This is a genomic window from Streptomyces sp. NRRL B-1347 (assembly GCF_000720325.1).
GTDB lineage: Bacteria > Actinomycetota > Actinomycetes > Streptomycetales > Streptomycetaceae > Streptomyces.
The window spans coordinates 25,024-43,059 of sequence record NZ_JOJM01000046.1 but is presented as its reverse complement, the minus strand read 5'-3'; the positions used below and the strand labels follow the sequence as shown (position 1 = coordinate 43,059).

The following is an 18,036-nucleotide window of genomic DNA, read 5'->3' as shown; positions in this document are numbered from 1 at the left end:
GGACCCGCGCGCCTAGTACGCCGAATAGGAAGAGGAGGAGCCCCCGCCGGTCGTGGGCTCCTCCTCGCACGTCACGGAGTACGCCACGGAGTTGGACGTCGCCTGGACGGGGGAGCGGACCTCGACGCTGAGTTCGTTGTGGTACGTCCCGCTCGTTGTGCCCGTCGACTCCGTGTGGTTGACCTGTCTCGTCTTGCCGCCCGCGGCCGGGAACGAGAGCGACTTCCAGCCCGGGTCGCTGGACTCGCCCTCGGCGGTGACCCAGCGGTACTCGACGGTCACCGGGACGCGCCCGACCGTGAACGTCGCCGTGAACGAGGGCCCCTGCGCGGGCGGGCAGGTCCCCTGGTACTCCGTGCCGTGGCCGGTGAGGACGACGCGCACGGACTGGGGCGGGGGCTTGGTGGTGCCGCCGCTGCCGCCACCGGTGCCGCCGCCGTGGGTGGAGCCGCCGTCCGTCGAACCGCCCTTGCCGCCACCGCCGTTGGTGCCGCCCCCGCTGCTCGACCCGCCGCTGCCGCTGCCGCCGCCGTCGGAGCCCCCGCTGCCGCTGCTGCCGCCGCCCCCGCTCCCGCCGCCCTTGCCGCCGGAGTCGCCGCCCCCGGTGCCGCCCGCGTCGGCGCCGGACGTGCTGCCGCCGTCACTTCCGCCGCCCCCGTCGTCGTCGTTGACGAGGGCGTACGTGATCCCGGCGATGGCGAGCACCAGCGCGGCGGCACCCGCGACGAGGACCGCGGCCGTGCGGCGCGAGCGGGTCGTCCCGGGCGTGGTCGTGGTGGTCGTGCCGCCCTGCGGGGCGCCCACGGTGACCGCGGCCGCGTGGCCGCCGGGCGGCGGCGGTGGCGGGGGCGGTACGGGGTCGGGCCGCTGGTGGGAGACCGCCGTCGGCGCGTACGGGACGTCCCGTCGGCTGTTCGGCGGATGGCCCTCCGCGATCAGCCGCAGATCGCGCTCGGCGTCGGCGGCCGTGACGCGCTCGGCGGGGTCCTTGCGGAGCAGGCCCTCGATGACCGGCAGCAGCGGTCCGGCGTCGCGCGGCGGCGGCAGCTCCTCGTCGACGACCGCGCGCAGCGTGCTCAGCGGGGTGTCCTGCCGGAACGGCGACACGCCCTCCACCGCCGCGTACAGCAGGACGCCGAGTGACCACAGGTCGGACTCGGGCCCTGGCCGCTGCCCCAACGCCCGCTCCGGCGCGAGGAATTCGGGCGACCCGACGACCTCGCCCGTCATCGTCAGGGCCGAGCTGCCCTCCACCATCGCGATGCCGAAGTCCGTCAGGACCACGCGGCCGTCGTTGGCGAGCAGGACGTTGCCCGGCTTCACGTCGCGGTGCAGGACGCCCGCTCCGTGGGCGGCCCGGAGCGCGCCGAGGACCTCGGCGCCGACGCGCGCGGCCCGCTGCGGCGGCATCGGCCCCTCGGCCTCCAGGACGTCCGCCAGGGCCAGGCCGCGGATCAGCTCCATGACGATCCAGGGGCGGCCCTCCTCGCGCGCCACGTCGTACACCGTGACCACGTTCCGGTGCGGGATGCGGGCGGCGGCCCAGGCCTCCCGCTCCAGGCGCGCGTACAGGCGCTCCACGTCGCCGGCCGGGAGGCCCGCGGGCGCGCGGACCTCCTTGACCGCGACCTCGCGGCCCAGCACGTCGTCCCGGGCCCGCCACACCGTGCCCATGCCGCCCTCGCCGAGCGGGGAGAGGAGGCGGTAACGCCCCGCGATCACGCGCGCCTGACCGGTCACGGTCCCCCCATTCGCAGCCGTGCGATTCTCCACAAAAGTAGCTCAACCGAGCGCGGTTGCAGCCCCCTTGACCACCAATCCACACCCGAGGGCGAGTACCACGCAGGCGGAGCCCAGCGGTGCGAAGCGGCGCGCGAGGCCCGGCGCCCGGCCGCGGGTCAGGCGGCGCCCGGCCGCGGTGCCGAGCCGCACCACGAGGAACCCGGCCGCCGTCAGCGTGACGGCGAGGCCCGCCCCATACGCGAGGACGAGCAGCAGCCCGAACCAGGCCTCGCCCAGGGCGGCGGCGCCCACCAGGACGACGACGGCGGAGGGACTGGGCACGAGGCCCCCGGCGAAGCCGAGCAGGAGCGTGCCGCGCAACGTGGGCGGCGGGTGGTGGTGGGAGTGGGAGTGGGAGTGAGGGTGGGAGTCGGAAGGGGAGTGGGAGTGAGAATGGTGGTGATGGTGGTGGTGGGGCTTGCGCCTGCGGCGCCAGGCCCGGCGTACGAGCAGCGCGCCCGCGCCCGTCACCAGGGCCCCGCTGGCCACGCCCAGCCAGGCGACGACCGAGGGAGCGGCCGCCGAGCCGCCCGCCACGAGCAGCCCGAGCGCCACCACGCCGAGGGTGTGCGTGACCGTCACCGAAGCGGCGAGCGGCAGCACGTCCCGCAGTGACGCGCGGCCGCGCGCGGCGGCGGTCGCGGCCATCAGGGTCTTTCCGTGGCCCGGCGCGATCGCGTGCAGGGCGCCGAGCAGCAGCGCGGTGCCGAGCGCGAGCGCCGCGAAGGCCGGGGTGAGGTCGTGCCGGGCCACGAGGCCGGTGAGGGCGTCGGTCGCGGCGCGCGGCAGGGCGGAGCCGGGAGCCGGGGGCGGCTCGTCGGCGAGGGCGGGGCCGCCGGGCCCGGCCCGCAGCGAGGCGGAGACCGCGTCGGGCGACGAGGCGCCGGACGGGTAGCGGGTGAGGCGCTCGGAGCGGGACTTCCGCGGCACGCTCGACCCGCTGAGGGTCATGCGGTCCCCGCGCGCGGTGATCTCCCGCCAGCCCGGGGTGTCCTGGGACGCGGCGCGGAAGCGCAGCGTGAGGGCGCCGGGCGGCAGGGGGGCCGTGAGGCGGCACTCGACGCGGACGGTGGGCAGGCCCGCCTGGCCGGGGCGCAGCCGGGCGGTGGCCGCGGCCGTGCGCAGGGCGAGGGGCCGCCCGCCCGCCTCCGCCTCGCTGCGCGCGGCCGCCGCGCGGCACCGCTCCCGTGCCCAACGGGCCCTTCCCTCCCGCTCGATGGCGGGCTCCGCCTGGGCGGCGGGGATCTCGGCGAGGTCCTCCACGTGGTCGATGTGGAGCCGGCCGGGGGTCAGGCGCAGGCCGTCGTACTGGTTGACGGTGAAGTTGCCCAGGGGGTGCGCCCCCGCGGGCGCGGCCGCCCCCAGGACGACAGCGCCGGCCACGAGCCCGCGCAGGAGCCAACGCCAGCCCCTGGCACACCGGTTGCCCGGCACCGGCAAGGGGCGCAGGGACGCACGTGCGGTCATGGCTTCACCCCCAGGAGGCGTCGCGCCTCCTCGGCACCCCGGGGAGAGAACCCCGGATTGAGGTCAAGGGCGGCCCGCAGCCAGTCGCGGCCCGCCTTGGGGGACAGGGCCGACTCGATGACGCCGCGGTGGTAGAAGAAGGACGCGTCGCGCACCCCCGTGCCGGTCGCGTGCCGCGCGTACCGCAGGGCCTCCCGGTCGCGCCCGTTGACGTGCAGCGCCCAGGCGAGCGCGTCCGCCGTGTGCACGGTGTGCCGCCGCTCCCACTCGCCCCGCGCCGCGCGCAGCGCCGCGGCCCGGTCGCCGTGGTCCGCGGCGGCGAGCGCGGTGTCGAGGTCGGGGTTGACCCCGTGCGCGCGGGCGAGCCGCACCCAGGAGCCGATCAGCCCGTACTGCTCGCGGGCGCGCGCCCGGTCCCCGCGGGCCTCGTACAGCTCGCCGAGGGCCACGAGCGGCCCGGGCAGCGGCCGCCGGGTGACCACGGACCGCAGGTCGGCGATGGCGGCGGCCGTCTCGCCGCGCGCGGCCCTGGCCCGCCCGCGCGTCTCCAGGGCGGGAAGGTTCCCGGGGTCGGCCCGCAGCGCGGCCGCGCAGTGGCGCAGGGAAGCGGCGTACTCGCCCTGCCGCCACGCCAGCTGCGCGAGCGCCGTGGCGACGTACGCGACGTCCCCGGGGGACCGCGCCGCCGTCGCGGCCCGGCGCAGCACGCGCCGGGCCCCGGCCACGTCGCCGTGCAGCTCCCGTACGTACGCGTACCGGGTGAAGACGGGGACGCCGGGGCGGCGCGCGTCGGCCTCCCGCACGGCTTGCGCCGCCCGGTCGTAGTGGCCGAGTTCGACGAGCGCGTCGACGCGGGACGACAGCGCCCCCTCGTGGTACGGGTTCACGGCGAGCGCCCGCTCCGCGTACCGCAGGGCCTTGCCGAAGTCGTGCCGGGCGGCGGCGAGCGCGGCCTGCCCGGCGAGCGCGGAGTCGTCGTCGGGGCGCAGCGCGAGCGCGCGCCGCAGGGCCTGCTCGGCCTCCGCGTAGCGGGACGGGTCCGCGCGCAGCCGGGCCTGCTCGACGTAGGCGGTGCCGAGCGCGGCCCAGGAGCGGGCGTCCTTGGGCTGGCTGCGCACCCGCGCCCGGAGCGCGGCCACGCCGCGGTCCAGGTCGGCGGCGAGCAGCCGGTTCCAGGAGGTGTCCGGCGCGCGGTTCCGCGCGGCGGCGGGCGGGGCGGCCGCCGCTGGCGGCCGCCCCTCACCCGAGTCCGAAGGCACCCCGCCGAGCGCCAGCGCCCCACCGGTCATGGCGACCGCGAGGGCGACGGCGGCGAGGAGCCCGCGCCCGGAGACGTGGTTCACCTCAGGCACCCCCGGCCGTGGCGCGGGTGCGCCGCCACCACAGGAGCCCGCAGGCGACGAGCAGCGCCCCGGCGCCGCCCACGGCCGACGACGCGATCAGGACGGTGTCGTCGGAGCCCGACGAGCCGCTGCCGGCCACCGGCCGCCCCCCGCCGACGAGGGCGTCACGCGCGCTGGTGCCGCCCTTCTCGGCCACCGGTCCCCGCGACCCGGAGGTGGGCAGCGCCAGGTACGGGAAGGAGTTCCCGAAGGCCTGGTCGTTGGTGTTCACGGCGTCCCCCAAGTCGTTCTTCTGGCCGACGAGTTCGCCCTCGACGACCTGCAGGGAGATGTCCACGACGTCGTCGGCGAGCCGTCGTCCGTTGGGGTAGCCCGCGTTGTCGCCGTCGATCACGCCGAGCCGCTTGGGCGACGCGGCGGGCTTGATGGACGTGTTGAGGCGCAGCGCCTCGGCGGGCCGCACGTTCGGCGGCTGGTTGAGGTCCTTCACGCCGGTGAGGAACACCGACACCAGGTCCTTGCGCGGCTCCTTGGGCGCCTTGATCTTGTAGATGGACTCGATGAGCCGCGGCAGTTCCGGCTTGGTGACGTACGGCAGGAAGTCCGCGTCGTTCCACGGCGACGAGGCGTTGAACTTGTCCTTGTCCTTCATCGGGACGACGACCTCGTTCACCAGCGGCGCGCCGAGCCGGGACACCTGGGTCCACTTGCCCGCCGCGTTCTTGCGCTGCGTCGTCGACCAGACGCCGACGATCGGCTGCTTCTCCGACTGCCGGATCTCGGCGGTCGGCACCTGCAGGGCCACGGAGTTCACGTTGTACCCGGCGAGCGTGTCCCGGCCGACCTCCGACAGGTCGCCCCCGTACAGCAGGTCGAAGACCCTGAGGTCGAGGAAGAAGGGGTCGTCGGCCTGCCCGGCGAACGCGGTGGTCCCGCCGGGTAGCTTGCGCACCGCCTGGCCGCGCAGCTTGCCGTAGTCGGGCATGGACGCCTTGCCGACGTGCGACGGCGCGACCGGCAGATCGTCGGCGATCTTCTTGGTCGAGACGACCTTCTGGTCCTTCAGGCGCAGCAGGTCGATGTCGTACGACTGCGTCACGTTCAGGTCCGGGTCGTCCAGGCTGGTGACCTGACCGGTGTTGTAGAGGAAGGTGTTGCCGTTCTTCGTGCGCGTGTCGAACGTCCAGCGGTAGAGCAGGTCGCCCTGCGCGTCGCCGTCGCTGTCTATGTGCACGTCGTACTGGGCGTCCTCCGGGAAGGGGTAGAAGGTCGGGCCGCCCGCTGGTTCCTCGAACGGAATCCAGTTGGCGACGAGCGTCGTCGTGTCCGGCCGGTCCGGGCTGACGAAGGCGTACACGTCGGTGTTGTCGTACTCCGGCTGCCCCGAGATCAGCGGGGCCTCCCGGTGGCTGGAGGCGCTCGCGGCCTCCGGTCGAAGCGTGCTGACCCCGGCGGCTGCGAGCCCCCCTGCGGCCAGCGCCCCACAGACCAGCGCGGCGACACCACGGATCCCCCGGCGCCTCACGCGGTGTGTGCAGACTGCTGTCATCGCGTCCGTCCTCACTTCGGCGGTACGGGCCGCGCGCTGACCGCACGGCCTGCCTGACGCATGCCATTCGGCGCCGGGGCGGCGGCGGATTGGCCCGCGGCCCGGGAATCCGGCGGCGGCGCGCCAATCCGGTCCAAGGGCTCGCCCCGAATCCCCACCGAGTCCAGAATTGAGCGCCCGGGAAACCGGGAGAGGGGGGACACGGGTGGACGCGGACGAACTGCTGCCACGGGTGGCCGACGGCGACCACAAGGCCTTCGAGGACCTGTACGCGCTGGTGTCCGGGCCGGTCTACGGCCTGGTGCGGCGCGTCCTTCGCGACCCGGCGCAGTCCGAGGAGGTGGCCCAGGAGGTGCTGCTCGAACTGTGGCGCACGGCGGGCCGCTTCGACCCGGCGCGGGGCACGGCCCTGTCCTGGATCCTCACCCTCGCCCACCGCAGGGCCGTCGACCGGGTGCGCAGCGCCCGCGCCGCCGGCGACCGCGAGCGGCGCGCGGCCCACCGCGGCGAAGGACCGCCCTTCGACCAGGTCGCCGAGGAGGTGGAGGGCAGCCTGGAGCGCGAGTGGGTGCGCCGCTGCCTGGAGCGCCTGACCGACCTCCAGCACCAGGCGCTCACGCTCGCCTACTACGACGGCTACACCTATCGCGAGGTGGCCCGGCGCCTGTCCGTGCCGCTCGGCACCGTCAAGACCCGCATGCGGGACGGCCTGCTGCGGCTGCGCGACTGTCTGGGCGCCGCCGCATGAGCCCTGCGGAGACCGGACCGCTGCGCCGCCTGCGCCGGTACGCGAGCGACCTCGGGCTCGGGCCCCTCCACTCCATGCACTCCCTCGCCGTGCCGTACGCGCTCGACGCCCTCGACCCGGACGAGACCCGCCGCTTCGAGAAGCACCTCGCCACCTGTGCCCGATGCACCGACGAGGTGCGCGCGCTGGCCGCCGACACGGTGCGCCTGGCGCGCGCGGCCTCCGTCCCCGCTCCCGAGGACCTGCGGGAGCGCATACTCGCCGCCGTGCGCACCACGGCCCAGGAGCCCGCCGAGCGGCGGGCCGGGCCCGAGCCCCTGCGCGCGCCGCCGCGCCGCGAACCCGGCCGGGCCCTGTTCGCGCTCGCCGCGTCCGCCGCGGTCCTCGCCCTCCTCGCCGTCGGCGTCCTGGCCCTCGCACTGGCCCGCACCGACGGCGAACTGGCCGACGAACGGGCCGCCGCACGTGAGATCGCCCACGTCCTGGCCGCGCCCGACGCCCGCGCGAGCACCGGCAGGGACGCGCGGGGGCGGGGCATCGCCGTGGTCGTGTCCCGTGCGGAGCGGCGGGCCGTGGTGAGCGTCACGGGCCTCGGCAGGCCCCCGGACGGGCGCGCGCATCAACTGTGGGTGATGCGCGCCGGGTCCGCGCCCCGCTCGCTCGGGCTGCTCGATGGCGAAACGCCGGTGGTTGCGAAGGATCTCAGCACGCGAGCGAGATCACTCGCTGTCACCATGGAACCCGACGGCGGCTCCGCGAAGCCCACGAGTAAGCCTCTGGTCCAACTCGCCCTGGAATCAGTTGGATTCGGAGAGTAACCGTCAACCTCCTTGTGGAGAAGGTGAATCCCGCCACCGGGATACACGAGTGTCATGGTGGGGCGATAGGGTTAACCTGCCCTGGGCCGGGTGCCCTCGTACGGGTGGGGAGTGACATGGAACAGATAACAGTGCGCAGCAGGGCGAGGGTCCCTGCGATCACTTGTGGGAGCGGCGCGAGCAGTAGGCGCCTCGACCGTCATCTCTCGGTGCTGGGCGGTCCCGCCGTCCCGCAGCGCGAGGCGGCCGAGGCCACCCTGCTGATGCGCGAGCTGACCTCGCGTGGCGCCGCGCACGAGCGGGGCGGCAAGCGCGCGCAGGTGCGCCGTGTCTCGCTGTTCGCACCGCTGCGCAGACTGCGCCGCTCGCTGTTCGGCGGCCACTGATCTCTGGCGTGGGCGCCTCCGGCCTCGCCCTGGGGCGCCCGCGTCTCCCCGTATCCCCGCCGTCACTCCCGGCACGCGGCGGGCGCCGGTAACTCCCCCCAGCGTCTGTTGCTGTCCGGCCGGTGCGCCGTGCTCGCCTGCGGGCCGTGCGTGGCCGGTCGCGCGGTTCCCCGCGCGCCTTCGGGACGCCACCGGCAAGCACGCTCAGGCGCTCAGCTCTTCTTCCGCCCCGACACCGAGCCGGGCCAGTTCGCCCCGCGACGACACCCCGAGCTTCGGATACGCGTTGTACAGGTGGTAACCCACCGTGCGCGGGGACAGGAACAGCTGGGCGTCGATGTCCCGGTTGGTCAGACCCGCCGCCGCGAGCCGCACCACGTGACGCTCCTGCGGCGTGAGCCGCTCCAGCGGCACCCGCTCACCGCCCTGCCGCGCCCGGCTCTCGCCCGTGGCCCGCAGCTCCGCGCGCGCCCGGGCCCGCTGGAGCAGCACCAGCGGCAGCGGCCCCACCGCGCCCTGCTCCCGGCACTCGCGCTCCAGGTCCGCGGCCAGCTCGACGCCAAGGGATGTCGCCCGCTCCAGGGCGGTGTCGACCGCCGCGCGCCTGCCGGACGCCCAGGCCGCCGTCATCGCCTCGTACAGCAGGCGCGCCGCAGTCTCCGGCGCCCGCTCGGCGAGGGCCGCCGCGGTGTCCACGAGCACCGTGTCCCCGCGAACTCGTTGCCGGGCACGATCGGGAAGGCGGTGCCCGGCGGGCGCATCGCGCCCTGCCGTACGCCCGTGTCGGAGGGCATGACGCCCGCGGCCCCGACCCGCACCCGCACCTGCCCGGGCCCCGGCTCCGGGACGTCGAGTTCCAGGGGGCGAAGGACGTCGGGGCCGCCGTACTCCGTGAAGGCCATCGCGCGCATCGTCATGACGTCACCGTCTCGGCGGAGGCGAGCAGGACGACCTTGCCGACCGTGGCGCGGCCGAGCAGCGCCGTGTGCGCGGCGGCCGCGGCACGCAGCGGGAAGGTCGTGACGACCGGTTCGATGCTGCCGCTCGCGGCCTCGGCGAGGGCGCGTTCCTGCAGGGCCCGCAGCCCGCCGGGCACCCGCAGGACGCGCGGGCCGAGCGCGTACGTCGCCGTGATCAGGCGCTCGTGCAGGTCCTTGGAGGTGAACTCCGTCGGCGCCCCCGCCGACCAGCCGTACATCACGAACTGCCCGCCGTAGCCGAGGAGGTCGAACGCCGCGCGGCCCGCGGCCCCGCCGACGCTGTCGAAGGCCACGCCGACCTCGCGGCCGCCGAGCGCGGCGCGCACCTCGTCCGCCCAGTCCGGACGGTCGTAGTCGACCGAGACGTCCGCGCCGAGCGCCCGCACCCGGGCAACCTTGTCCGGGCCGCCCGCCGCGCCCACGACGGTGGCGCCGAGGTTCCGCGCCGCCTGCACGAGCAGCGTGCCGATGCCGCCCGCCGCCGCGGTCACGAGCACCACGTCGTCGGCCGTCGGCGCGGCCACCTCCAGGACGCCAAGGGCCATCCGGCCGCTGCCCACCATCGCGATCGCGGCCTCGTACGACACCGAGTCCGGCAGCGGGAACAGCGCCTCCGTCTCGCGCACGGCCAGCTCGGCGTACCCGGCGTTGACCAGGCCGAGGTGCGTGACGACGCGCCGCCCGAGCCACTCCTCGGCCACGCCGTCGCCGAGCCGATCGACGACCCCGGCCACCTCGCGGCCGGGCGTCACGGGCAGGTCGGGCAGCGGGAACGGCAGCTCGTCGCCCGCGCCGCGCTGCAGGGCGGTGTCGAGCAGATGCACCCCCGCCGCCCGTACGGCGATCCGGACCTGGCCGGGGCCCGGCTCGGGGTCGGCGACCTCTTCGTACCGCAGTTCCTCGGGACCGCCGAAGGCGTGCAGTCGGATGGCGTGCATGGGAGTTCCTCCCGGACGGTGATGGAGGGCGATGACACGCCCGACGCTAGGCGGGGGCGGTGTGCCGTCGCCTCTGTCACGTGACTGGGGTACCGCCCGCAGGACCGGGCCGGGGGAACCCGGTCACGTGACAGAGGCGACGCGGGGGCGGCCGTTCCCAAAGGGGCTCGTGGGCCCCGCGGCGGCCGTGCCTGACCCTCACAGCAGGGCGAACTGTCCCTCCGGCCCCTCCTCGTGGTGGTCGAGCACCGAGGCCGGGCGCCGGGCCGCCGCGGGGACGGGCAGGACGCCCGCCGCGTGCAGCTCCGTGGCCGTGAGCGCGTCGTCCGCGGCGAGCTCCGTGAACGCCGGGAGTTCCGCGAGCAGGGCCAGGACCGTGATCAGCTCCAGGAGCTGCGAGGTCCAGGCCTGGGGCCACACCGACGGCCGGACGGCCTCCAGGGTGCCGGGCTCCGCCGGAGCCGTCCGCCGCTCGAACCACAGCTCCAGGACGCGCACGCCGCTGACCCGGAAGTCCCACGCCCCGGCGGGCACGGGCGAGATGAGCCCGCCCCCGCCGATCCGCAGGGCCTCTTCGTCGGCGTCGTAGGCGATGCCCGAGGGGCGCGCGGGCAGTGGCGCCCGCACGTACGGCCGTCGCCCGCCGGGCAGCTTCGGCCGCTCGCCCGCGGCCCCGCGCAGCTGGAGCCGGAGCGCGCGGCGCCCGAGCTCAAGACCCCGGGCCCACACGTCGGCGGCGGCGGGGAGCGGCACGACGGGGCCCGCGGGCGCGGCCCGCGCGGCGACCAGGGTCCAGGCCAGGAAGTCCTCCGGGGCGACGTCCGTCCCGTACTGCCGGGCGAGGTACTCCAACAGACTGGGTAGAACGTTCGTTTCAGTGCCGTCAGGACGTCGGTACAGCGGGCGGATGCGGCCGGGCCGCCCGGCGGGGGAGCGCCCGTCCGGCAGCACCGCGGAGGCGAGGACGGCGGGCCCGGCGTCCGCGTCGGGAACGTACCCCTGCTCGGTGAGGAAGAGCTGCCCGGCACCCGCCACCCGCCACAGCTCGGGGCGGGCCGCGTCGAGGAGGCGGTGATCGGGTATCAGCCACTGCTCGTCGAAGGGGCCGTGCACCACCCGGACGGGTTCGGCGCAGGGCCCGTCCTCGCGGGCGAGGCGTCCGGTGCCGCCGCCGCAGCCGGGCAGCTGGGCCACCGAGGTGTGCAGGGTGCGGGCCCGCGTGGGCCCGAACAGCGCCTCGCGCCCGGCCGCGTCGGCGCGGACGAACGTGTCCCAACGGGCCTTGAGGGACGCGGCGTCGGGCGCCATCGGCCAGCCGCGCCCCGGCCGGAGCGGCGCGACGGACCACGGCATGAGATCGGCGAGCGGCGGCGCGTCGTCGTACGTCACGCCCGGCATCGTACGACGCGCCGGGAGGCGGTCATCAGGTCGCGTCGAGCGTGACGGTGAAGGAGAAGCGGTCGCCCCGGTACTGGATCCTGGCCACGTCGAGCGCCCGCCCCTCGGTGTCGTACGTGATGCCGGTGTAGTGCAGGATCGGGCTGAGCAGCGGCACTTGGAGCAGGCGGGCCGTCTCCGGGTCGGCGAGCCGGGCCTCCACGGTGTCGGTGATGCGCGAGATCGCCACGCCCACCACGTCGCGCAGGACCTTCGTCATCGGCCAGCGCTCCAGGTCGGTCGGGTCGATGCGCTCGGCGAGGTCGGGGCGCACGTGGTTGCGCGCGTGGTTGGTCGGCTCGCCGGTCCTGGCGTCGCTGCGCAGCCGGTGGTACGTGGCGACCTCGGCGAGCCCGGGGAAGTGCTCGGCGACGTCGGTGGGCACCTGCTCCCGGCCGTGGGACAAGAGCTTGGTGTCCATGCCGGACTGCTGCGCCACGATCGCGTCGACCGAGCCGAGCAGCCGCACCGGCGAGCCGCGCCGCACGTCCGGCTCGATGAACGTGCCGCGCCGCCGGTGCCTGCTGATCAGGCCCTCGTCCTCCAGCTCCTTGAGGGCCTGGCGCATGGTGAGCACGCTGACGCCGTAGTGCCCCGCCAGCTGCTCCTCGGTGGGCAGGCGCAGCGGGGCGTCCGGCGTGCGGCCGAGTATCGAGGCGCGCAGCGACTGCGACACCTGATACCACAGCGGCAGCTTTCGGTTCAGGACGATCGAGTCCGGGGCGAAAGCGGTCACAGGGAACTCCGTACTTCCGAGACGATGCGGACAGCGGCCGGAAGTGGTGGTGCTACGGCCGGAAATGACGCTCCAGACCCTGCCACACGTCGTCGTACCCCCGCTGCAGATGGTCCGCCGAAGCCGCCTGCTCCGTGGCGGTCACCGGCCAGCGGGTCTCGAACATGAACGCCAGACCGTCGTCGATCTTCTGCGGCTTCAGCTCGGCGGCGCTGGCCCGCTCGAAGGTCTCCCGGTCGGGGCCGTGCGCCGACATCATGTTGTGCAGCGAGCCGCCGCCCGGCACGAAGCCCTCCGCCTTGGCGTCGTACGCGCCCTCGATCAGGCCCATGTACTCGCTCATCACGTTCCGGTGGAAGTACGGCGGCCGGAAGGTGTCCTCGCCGACCAGCCAGCGCGGGGCGAACACCACGAAGTCGACGCCCGCGAGGCCAGGGGTGTCCGAAGGCGAGGTGAGGACCGTGAAGATGGACGGGTCCGGGTGGTCGTAGGAGATGGTGCCGATGACGTTGAAGCGGCGCATGTCGTACACGTACGGCACGTGGTTGCCGTGCCAGGCGACGACGTCGAGCGGGGAGTGGTCGTAGGTGGCCGCCCAGAGGTTGCCGCAGAACTTGTTGACGACCTCGACCGGGCCCTCGACGTCCTCGTACGCGGCGACGGGGGCCATGAAGTCCCGCGCGTTCGCCAGGCCGTTGGCGCCGATCGGGCCGAGGTCGGGGAGCTGGAAGACCGCGCCGTAGTTCTCGCAGACGTACCCGCGGGCCCTCTCGTCGAGCAGCTCGACGCGGAAGCGGACGCCGCGCGGGATCAGGGCGACGTGGCCGGGCTCGGCGTGCAGCAGGCCCAGCTCGGTGCGGAGCAGCAGGCCGCCCTGCTCGGGCACGATGAGCAGCTCGCCGTCGGCGTCGCTGAACACCCGGTCCATGGAGGCGTTGGCGTGGTAGAGGTGCACCGCCATGCCCGTGCGCTGGGTCGCGTCGCCGTTGCCCCCGAGGGTCCACAGGCCGGCCAGCCAGTCGGTGCCGGGGGCCGGCTCCGGCAGCGGGTTCCAGCGCAGGCGGTTGGGGTCGGGCACGGTCTCGGTGAACGGGGCCGTGCGGATCGCGCCGTTGTCGACCCGGGTGAACGACGGGTGCGCGGCCGACGGGCGGACGCGGTACAGCCACGAGCGGCGGTTGTGGGCGCGCGGCTCGGTGAACGCGGTGCCGCTCAGCTGCTCCGCGTACAGACCGAGGGGGGCGCGCTGCGGTGAGTTGCGGCCGAGCGGCAGGGCGCCGGGGACGGCCTCCGAGCTGTGCTCGTTGCCGAATCCGGAGAGGTAGGTGAGCCCCTCGGCGAGCTTGCGCGCGTTGCCCCTGTCGTCCTTCGGCTGGTCCCCGCTCATGACAGCTCCCTCGGCTCCCTGGCCCACGACGGGGCCCACGCCGGCGCCCTCGCCAACGATTCCTATGGAACACCGTAGGATTCGGCATTTCCCCGCGCAAGAGGGATCCGTGAAATGTGAACGGTGTTCTACTCTCCGGGAGTGCGTGACTCCTCCGGAACGCGTGACCCGAACCCTCCGGCGGCCCTGCGCCGCACCCCCGTGCAGCGCCGCAGCGCGGAGCGGCTCACCCGGATCCTCGACGCCTGCGCCGCCCTCCTCGACGAGGTCGGCTACGAGGACCTGACCACCCGCGCGGTCGCGGAGCGCGCGGGCGTGCCCATCGGCTCGGTCTACCGCTTCTTCGACAACAAGCGCGCCCTGGCCGACGCCCTGGCCCACCGCAACCTCGACGCCTACGCCCGTCGGGTCGCGGCGCGCATGACGGCCGTGCCCCGCGGTGACCTGCGCGGCGCCGTCGCGGCGGCCTTCGACGAGTACCTGCTGATGAAGCGCACCGTCCCCGGCTTCGGGCGGGTCGACTTCGGCATTCCGTCGGCGCCCGACGCGATGCCCGACGCCAACGAGACGGTCGCCGACCGCGTCGCCCGGCTCCTCGCCGGCCACCTCGGCCGCCCGCTGGACGCCCGGCTCCGCCGCACCATGCTCGTCAGCGTCGAGGCCGTCGACGCGCTGCTGCAACTGGCCTTCCGCACCGACCCGCTGGGGGATCCGCAGATCGTGGCCGAGACGCGGACCCTGCTGTACGCGTACGTCGAGCGGGCGCTCGGCTGAGCCCTGGCGCCGTACGTACCGGTCGGTATGCTGGGGGCGCACCGCGCCGCCGCGCCACGCCCCGGGAGGGCCCATGACCCGCACCGCCCCGCGCATCTGCCCGCTCTGCGAAGCCACCTGCGGGCTCACGCTCACCGTCGAGGGCGCGCGCGTGACCGGCGCCCGCGGCGACCGGGACGACGTCTTCAGCCGCGGCTTCGTCTGCCCCAAGGGCGCCTCCTTCGGCGCGGCCGACGCCGACCCCGACCGGCTGCGCGGGCCCCTCGTCCGCAGCGGCGGACGCCTCGTGGAGACGGGCTGGGACGAGGCGTTCGACGCCGTCGCCGCGGGCCTCGGCCCCGTCGTCGAGCGGTACGGGCCGCACGCGGTGGGCGTCGTGCTCGGCAACCCGAACGTGCACACCATGGCGGGCGCCCTGTACCCACCCGTGCTGCTCGGCGCCCTCGGCACCCGCAGCCTGTTCACCGCGAGCACCGTCGACCAGATGCCCAAGCACGTCTCGTGCGGCCTCCTCTTCGGCGACCCGTTCGCGATCCCCGTACCGGACCTGGACCGCACCGACCACCTGCTGATCCTCGGCGCCAACCCGCTGGACTCCAACGGCAGCCTGTGCACCGCGCCCGACTTCCCCGGCAGGCTCAAGGCGCTGCGCGCCCGGGGCGGTCGGCTCACCGTCGTCGACCCGCGCCGCACCCGCACCGCGCTCCTCGCCGACCGGCACCTGGCGATCCGGCCCGGCACGGACGCGCTGCTGCTCGCCGCGATGGCGCAGGTCCTGTTCGCGGACGGCCTCACCGACCTCGGCGCGCTCGCGGACCACGTCACGGGGCTCGACGAACTGGCCGCCGCCGTAAGGGACTTCACTCCGCAGGCCGTTGCCCCCGCCTGCGACGTGCCCGCCGACACCATCCGCGCCCTGGCCCACGAGCTCGCCGCCGCGCCCACCGCCGCCGTGTACGGCAGGGTCGGCGCGAGCGCCGTCGCCCACGGCACGCTGACCTGCTGGCTCGCCGACGTACTGAACGTCCTGACCGGCAACGTCGACCGGCCCGGCGGCGTGATGTTCCCGCTCTCCGCCACCGGCAGGGCGCCGCGCCCCGCAGGGCCGGGCCGGGGCTTCGCGCTCGGCCGCTGGCGCAGCCGCGTGAGCGGGCACCCCGAGGCCAAGGGCGAACTGCCCGTCGCCGCGCTCGCCGAGGAGATCGACACCCCGCCCCGCGTCCCGGACGGCGGCCTGGGCGAGAGCCCCGTCCGCGCGGTCATCGCCATCGCCGCCAACCCCGTCCTGTCCGCGCCCGACGGCGACCGCCTCGACAAGGCCCTGGAGTCCCTGGACTTCATGGTGAGCGTCGACCCGTACCTGAACGAGACCGCGCGCCACGCCCACGTCGTCCTGCCGCCGCCCCCGCCCGCCCAGAGCGCCCACTTCCCCTTCGCCTTCAACGCCCTGGCCGTGCGCAACCAGGTCCGCTACACCCGCGCCGCCGTGCCCCTGGAGGACGGCCGGATGCCGGAGACCGAGATCCTCGCGCGGCTCGTGCTCGCCGCGACCGGGCGGCACGACGCCGACCCCGCCGCCGTCGACGCCATGGTCGTCGAGCGCACCCTCGCCGAGGCCGTCGCCGCCCCGCACTCGCCCGTGCACGGCCGCGACCCCGGGGACCTCGCGGCCCGGCTCACCGGGGAGAGCGGCCCCGAGCGGCGCCTGGACATGATGCTGCGCCTCGGCCCGTACGGCGACGGCTTCGGCGCGGAGCCGGCAGGCCTGAGCCTGGCCCGCCTCCTCGACCACCCGCACGGCATCGACCTCGGCCCGCTGCGCCCGCGCGTCCCGGAGGTCCTCAAGACCCGCAGCGGGCGGATCGAACTCCTTCCGGACCCGATCGCCGCCGACCTGCCGCGGCTCGCCCGCGCGGTGCGCGAGGCCCCGGCCGCCCTCGTCCTCGTCGGCCGCCGCCATCTGCGCTCCAACAACAGCTGGATGCACAACGTCCCCACCCTCACCGGCGGCTCCAACCGCTGCACCCTGCACGTCCACCCCGAGGACGCGGCCCGGCTCGGCGTTGCGGACGGCGAACACGCGCGCGTGACGGCCGCTGGTGGCGAGATCGCGGTCCCGGTGGAGGTGACGGACGCGGTGCGCCCGGGGGTGGTGAGCCTGCCGCACGGCTGGGGCCACGACCGCCCGGGCACCCGGCTGACCGTCGCCGCGGCCGACCCCGGCGCCAACGTCAACCAGCTCCTCGACGGGAGCCTCCTCGACCCGCTCTCGGGCACGGCGGTGCTCAACGGCTTCGCGGTCAGGGTCACTCCGCTCGTGCGGCAGTGCCCCGAAGGGGCGCGGGGAACTGCGCGACCGGCCACCGCGGGCCCGCAGACACCCGACGTCACGGAGTGGCACGGACCATGAAGCACCCGGGGCCACTAGGCCCTGCCCCGGGCGGGCCGGGGTAGTCACTCGGTGCGCACCGCCGCCCCAGCGGCCACGCACAGGAGGAGCCCCAGCGTGACGAAGGGGGCCGCCGCCCCCGCCACTCCGGCGACGAGGCCCGCCCCTGCGGGCGCGGCGACCTGGCCTAGCCGGTTGCCGGTGAGGCGCAGGGCGAGGGCGGTGGAGCGGGCCTCGGCGGGCGCCGCCCGGACCACCGTCGTCATCGACAGGGGCTGGCCGACGCCGAGGCAGAACCCGAGCAGCGCGAGCATCACGCCGAGCGCCCAGACGGGCAGCGGCAACGCGACCCCGGCGCACAGGAGCCCGGCGGCGGCGCAGGTGACGGCGGTGAGCGCGCGGCGCCCGAGCAGCCGGATGAGGGGCGTCATCACCAGGCGGCAGGCGATCGTCGCGCCCGCGCGCAGGCCGAGCAGGATCCCGACGGTTGCGGGCGCGATGCCCCGGTGCTCGCCGATGACGGGCAGGTACGCGGTGAGGATGTCGGTGGCGGACAGCACGGCGAGGCTGATGAACATCCCGGCGGGCACGCCCCGGGCCCCCAGGATGCGCCGCACGGGAACGGCCCCTGCCGGAGCGGCCCCGGCCGCTTCCCGCGGCCCGGGCCCTTCGCCCCGCGGCCGCTCCACGCGCCACAGCGAGGTGCAGGCCACCGCCGCCACCCCGGCCGCCACCACCAGGGCGAGGGCGCTGGTGGTGCCCGTGTCGCCGCCGATCAGCGCGCCGGCCGCCAGCGGTCCGATCAGCTGGCCGAGGGAGGCGCCGATGGTGAAGTGGCCGAAGTTGCGGTCCTGTTCGGCGGGGGCCGACCGGCGGGCGACGATGGACTGCGCGCCGATGACGAAGCAGAGGTGGCCGAGGCCCATCACCCCGCTCCACGCGGCGAGCGCGCCGAGCGATCCGGCGGTGCCGCTGAGCGCGCAGCCGCCCGCGATCAGCGCGACGCCCAGCGGCAGCAGCGGCGCGCAGCGGCCGTGGTCGGTACGGCGGCCGAGCGGGACCGCCACGAACAGCGGCAGCAGCGCGTACACGCCCGCGATGACACCGATGGCCCGCTCGTCGGCGCCGAGCGAGAGGGCCCGGTAGGAGACGGCGGGCCGCGCCATCGACACCGCGCCCTGCGCACAGCTGAAGGCGATGACGAGGCGCAGCAGCCAGCCCCTGCCACCGGCCGCCCGCCCGGCCGGTGAGGTCCCGGCCGGGCTCTTCCGGGTCGTACGAGGACGACGTATCCGCGGCATC

The 18,036-nt window shown here is 75.7% G+C and carries 15 protein-coding genes and 1 pseudogene; 5 read left to right on the top strand and 11 right to left on the bottom strand.

Going from position 1 to position 18,036, the window contains the following annotated elements; genetic code table 11:
• Positions 1-12 precede the first annotated feature (12 nt).
• From IG74_RS0130890 to IG74_RS0130875, 4 genes are all read right to left on the bottom strand, one after another.
• Positions 13-1,674: a serine/threonine-protein kinase gene (locus tag IG74_RS0130890; protein WP_234334510.1), complete on the bottom strand. Its 1,662-nt coding sequence runs from the start codon at positions 1,672-1,674 to the stop codon at positions 13-15.
• A 108-nt stretch (positions 1,675-1,782) separates the two neighbouring features.
• A complete protein-coding gene (locus tag IG74_RS0130885; protein ID WP_078869149.1) occupies positions 1,783-3,249 on the bottom strand; it encodes a sulfite exporter TauE/SafE family protein in 1,467 nt (488 codons plus the stop codon).
• Positions 3,246-4,592 (bottom strand): tetratricopeptide repeat protein, encoded by a 1,347-nt coding sequence (locus IG74_RS0130880; RefSeq protein WP_324607524.1) that lies wholly within the window; start codon positions 4,590-4,592, stop codon positions 3,246-3,248. Before IG74_RS0130880 ends, IG74_RS0130885 begins: the two co-directional genes overlap by 4 nt.
• A gap of 1 nt (position 4,593) precedes the next feature.
• Positions 4,594-6,141 carry a DUF4331 domain-containing protein gene (locus IG74_RS0130875; protein ID WP_030684092.1) on the bottom strand — a complete coding sequence of 516 codons (1,548 nt, stop codon included), beginning with the start codon at positions 6,139-6,141 and terminating at the stop codon, positions 4,594-4,596.
• A gap of 169 nt (positions 6,142-6,310) precedes the next feature.
• Between IG74_RS0130875 and IG74_RS0130870 the strand changes: the two genes are divergently transcribed.
• The 3 genes from IG74_RS0130870 (at position 6,311) to IG74_RS0130860 (ending at position 8,093) form a co-directional block, all read left to right on the top strand.
• Positions 6,311-6,889 (top strand): sigma-70 family RNA polymerase sigma factor, encoded by a 579-nt coding sequence (locus IG74_RS0130870; RefSeq protein WP_078869148.1) that lies wholly within the window; start codon positions 6,311-6,313, stop codon positions 6,887-6,889.
• A gap of 74 nt (positions 6,890-6,963) precedes the next feature.
• Positions 6,964-7,707, top strand: a complete 744-nt coding sequence (locus tag IG74_RS0130865) for an anti-sigma factor (protein WP_030684088.1) — start codon at positions 6,964-6,966, stop codon at positions 7,705-7,707.
• 116 nt (positions 7,708-7,823) lie between these two features.
• Positions 7,824-8,093 (top strand): hypothetical protein, encoded by a 270-nt coding sequence (locus IG74_RS0130860; protein WP_030684087.1) that lies wholly within the window; start codon positions 7,824-7,826, stop codon positions 8,091-8,093.
• 204 nt (positions 8,094-8,297) lie between these two features.
• Here IG74_RS0130860 and IG74_RS53620 read toward each other — a convergent pair.
• From IG74_RS53620 to hmgA, 6 genes and pseudogenes are all read right to left on the bottom strand, one after another.
• Positions 8,298-8,567, bottom strand: a pseudogene (locus tag IG74_RS53620) (helix-turn-helix domain-containing protein); the annotation flags it as partial.
• 152 nt (positions 8,568-8,719) lie between these two features.
• Positions 8,720-9,010: an alcohol dehydrogenase catalytic domain-containing protein gene (locus IG74_RS52290; protein WP_158857838.1), complete on the bottom strand. Its 291-nt coding sequence runs from the start codon at positions 9,008-9,010 to the stop codon at positions 8,720-8,722.
• Positions 9,007-10,011 (bottom strand): zinc-binding dehydrogenase, encoded by a 1,005-nt coding sequence (locus IG74_RS0130850; protein ID WP_030684085.1) that lies wholly within the window; start codon positions 10,009-10,011, stop codon positions 9,007-9,009. Before IG74_RS0130850 ends, IG74_RS52290 begins: the two co-directional genes overlap by 4 nt.
• Before the next feature lie 198 nt (positions 10,012-10,209).
• Positions 10,210-11,409: a type ISP restriction/modification enzyme gene (locus IG74_RS0130845; RefSeq protein WP_030684084.1), complete on the bottom strand. Its 1,200-nt coding sequence runs from the start codon at positions 11,407-11,409 to the stop codon at positions 10,210-10,212.
• 25 nt (positions 11,410-11,434) lie between these two features.
• The gene (locus IG74_RS0130840) at positions 11,435-12,184 is read right to left on the bottom strand and encodes a GntR family transcriptional regulator (protein ID WP_030684083.1); all 750 of its coding nucleotides are present in this window, start codon (positions 12,182-12,184) and stop codon (positions 11,435-11,437) included.
• Positions 12,185-12,236: 52 nt separating this feature from the next.
• Positions 12,237-13,571, bottom strand: a complete 1,335-nt coding sequence (hmgA, locus tag IG74_RS0130835; protein ID WP_030684082.1) for a homogentisate 1,2-dioxygenase — start codon at positions 13,569-13,571, stop codon at positions 12,237-12,239.
• Between the two features lie 141 nt (positions 13,572-13,712).
• Between hmgA and IG74_RS0130830 the strand changes: the two genes are divergently transcribed.
• The gene (locus IG74_RS0130830; protein ID WP_051855690.1) at positions 13,713-14,345 is read left to right on the top strand and encodes a TetR/AcrR family transcriptional regulator; all 633 of its coding nucleotides are present in this window, start codon (positions 13,713-13,715) and stop codon (positions 14,343-14,345) included.
• A gap of 73 nt (positions 14,346-14,418) precedes the next feature.
• Positions 14,419-16,755, top strand: a complete 2,337-nt coding sequence (locus IG74_RS0130825) for a molybdopterin oxidoreductase family protein (protein ID WP_078869147.1) — start codon at positions 14,419-14,421, stop codon at positions 16,753-16,755.
• Between the two features lie 44 nt (positions 16,756-16,799).
• On the opposite strand, the gene IG74_RS0130820 is transcribed toward IG74_RS0130825, so the two are convergent.
• Positions 16,800-18,035, bottom strand: coding sequence for an MFS transporter (locus IG74_RS0130820; protein WP_078869146.1), 1,236 nt, complete (start codon positions 18,033-18,035; stop codon positions 16,800-16,802).
• Position 18,036: the final 1 nt, after the last annotated feature.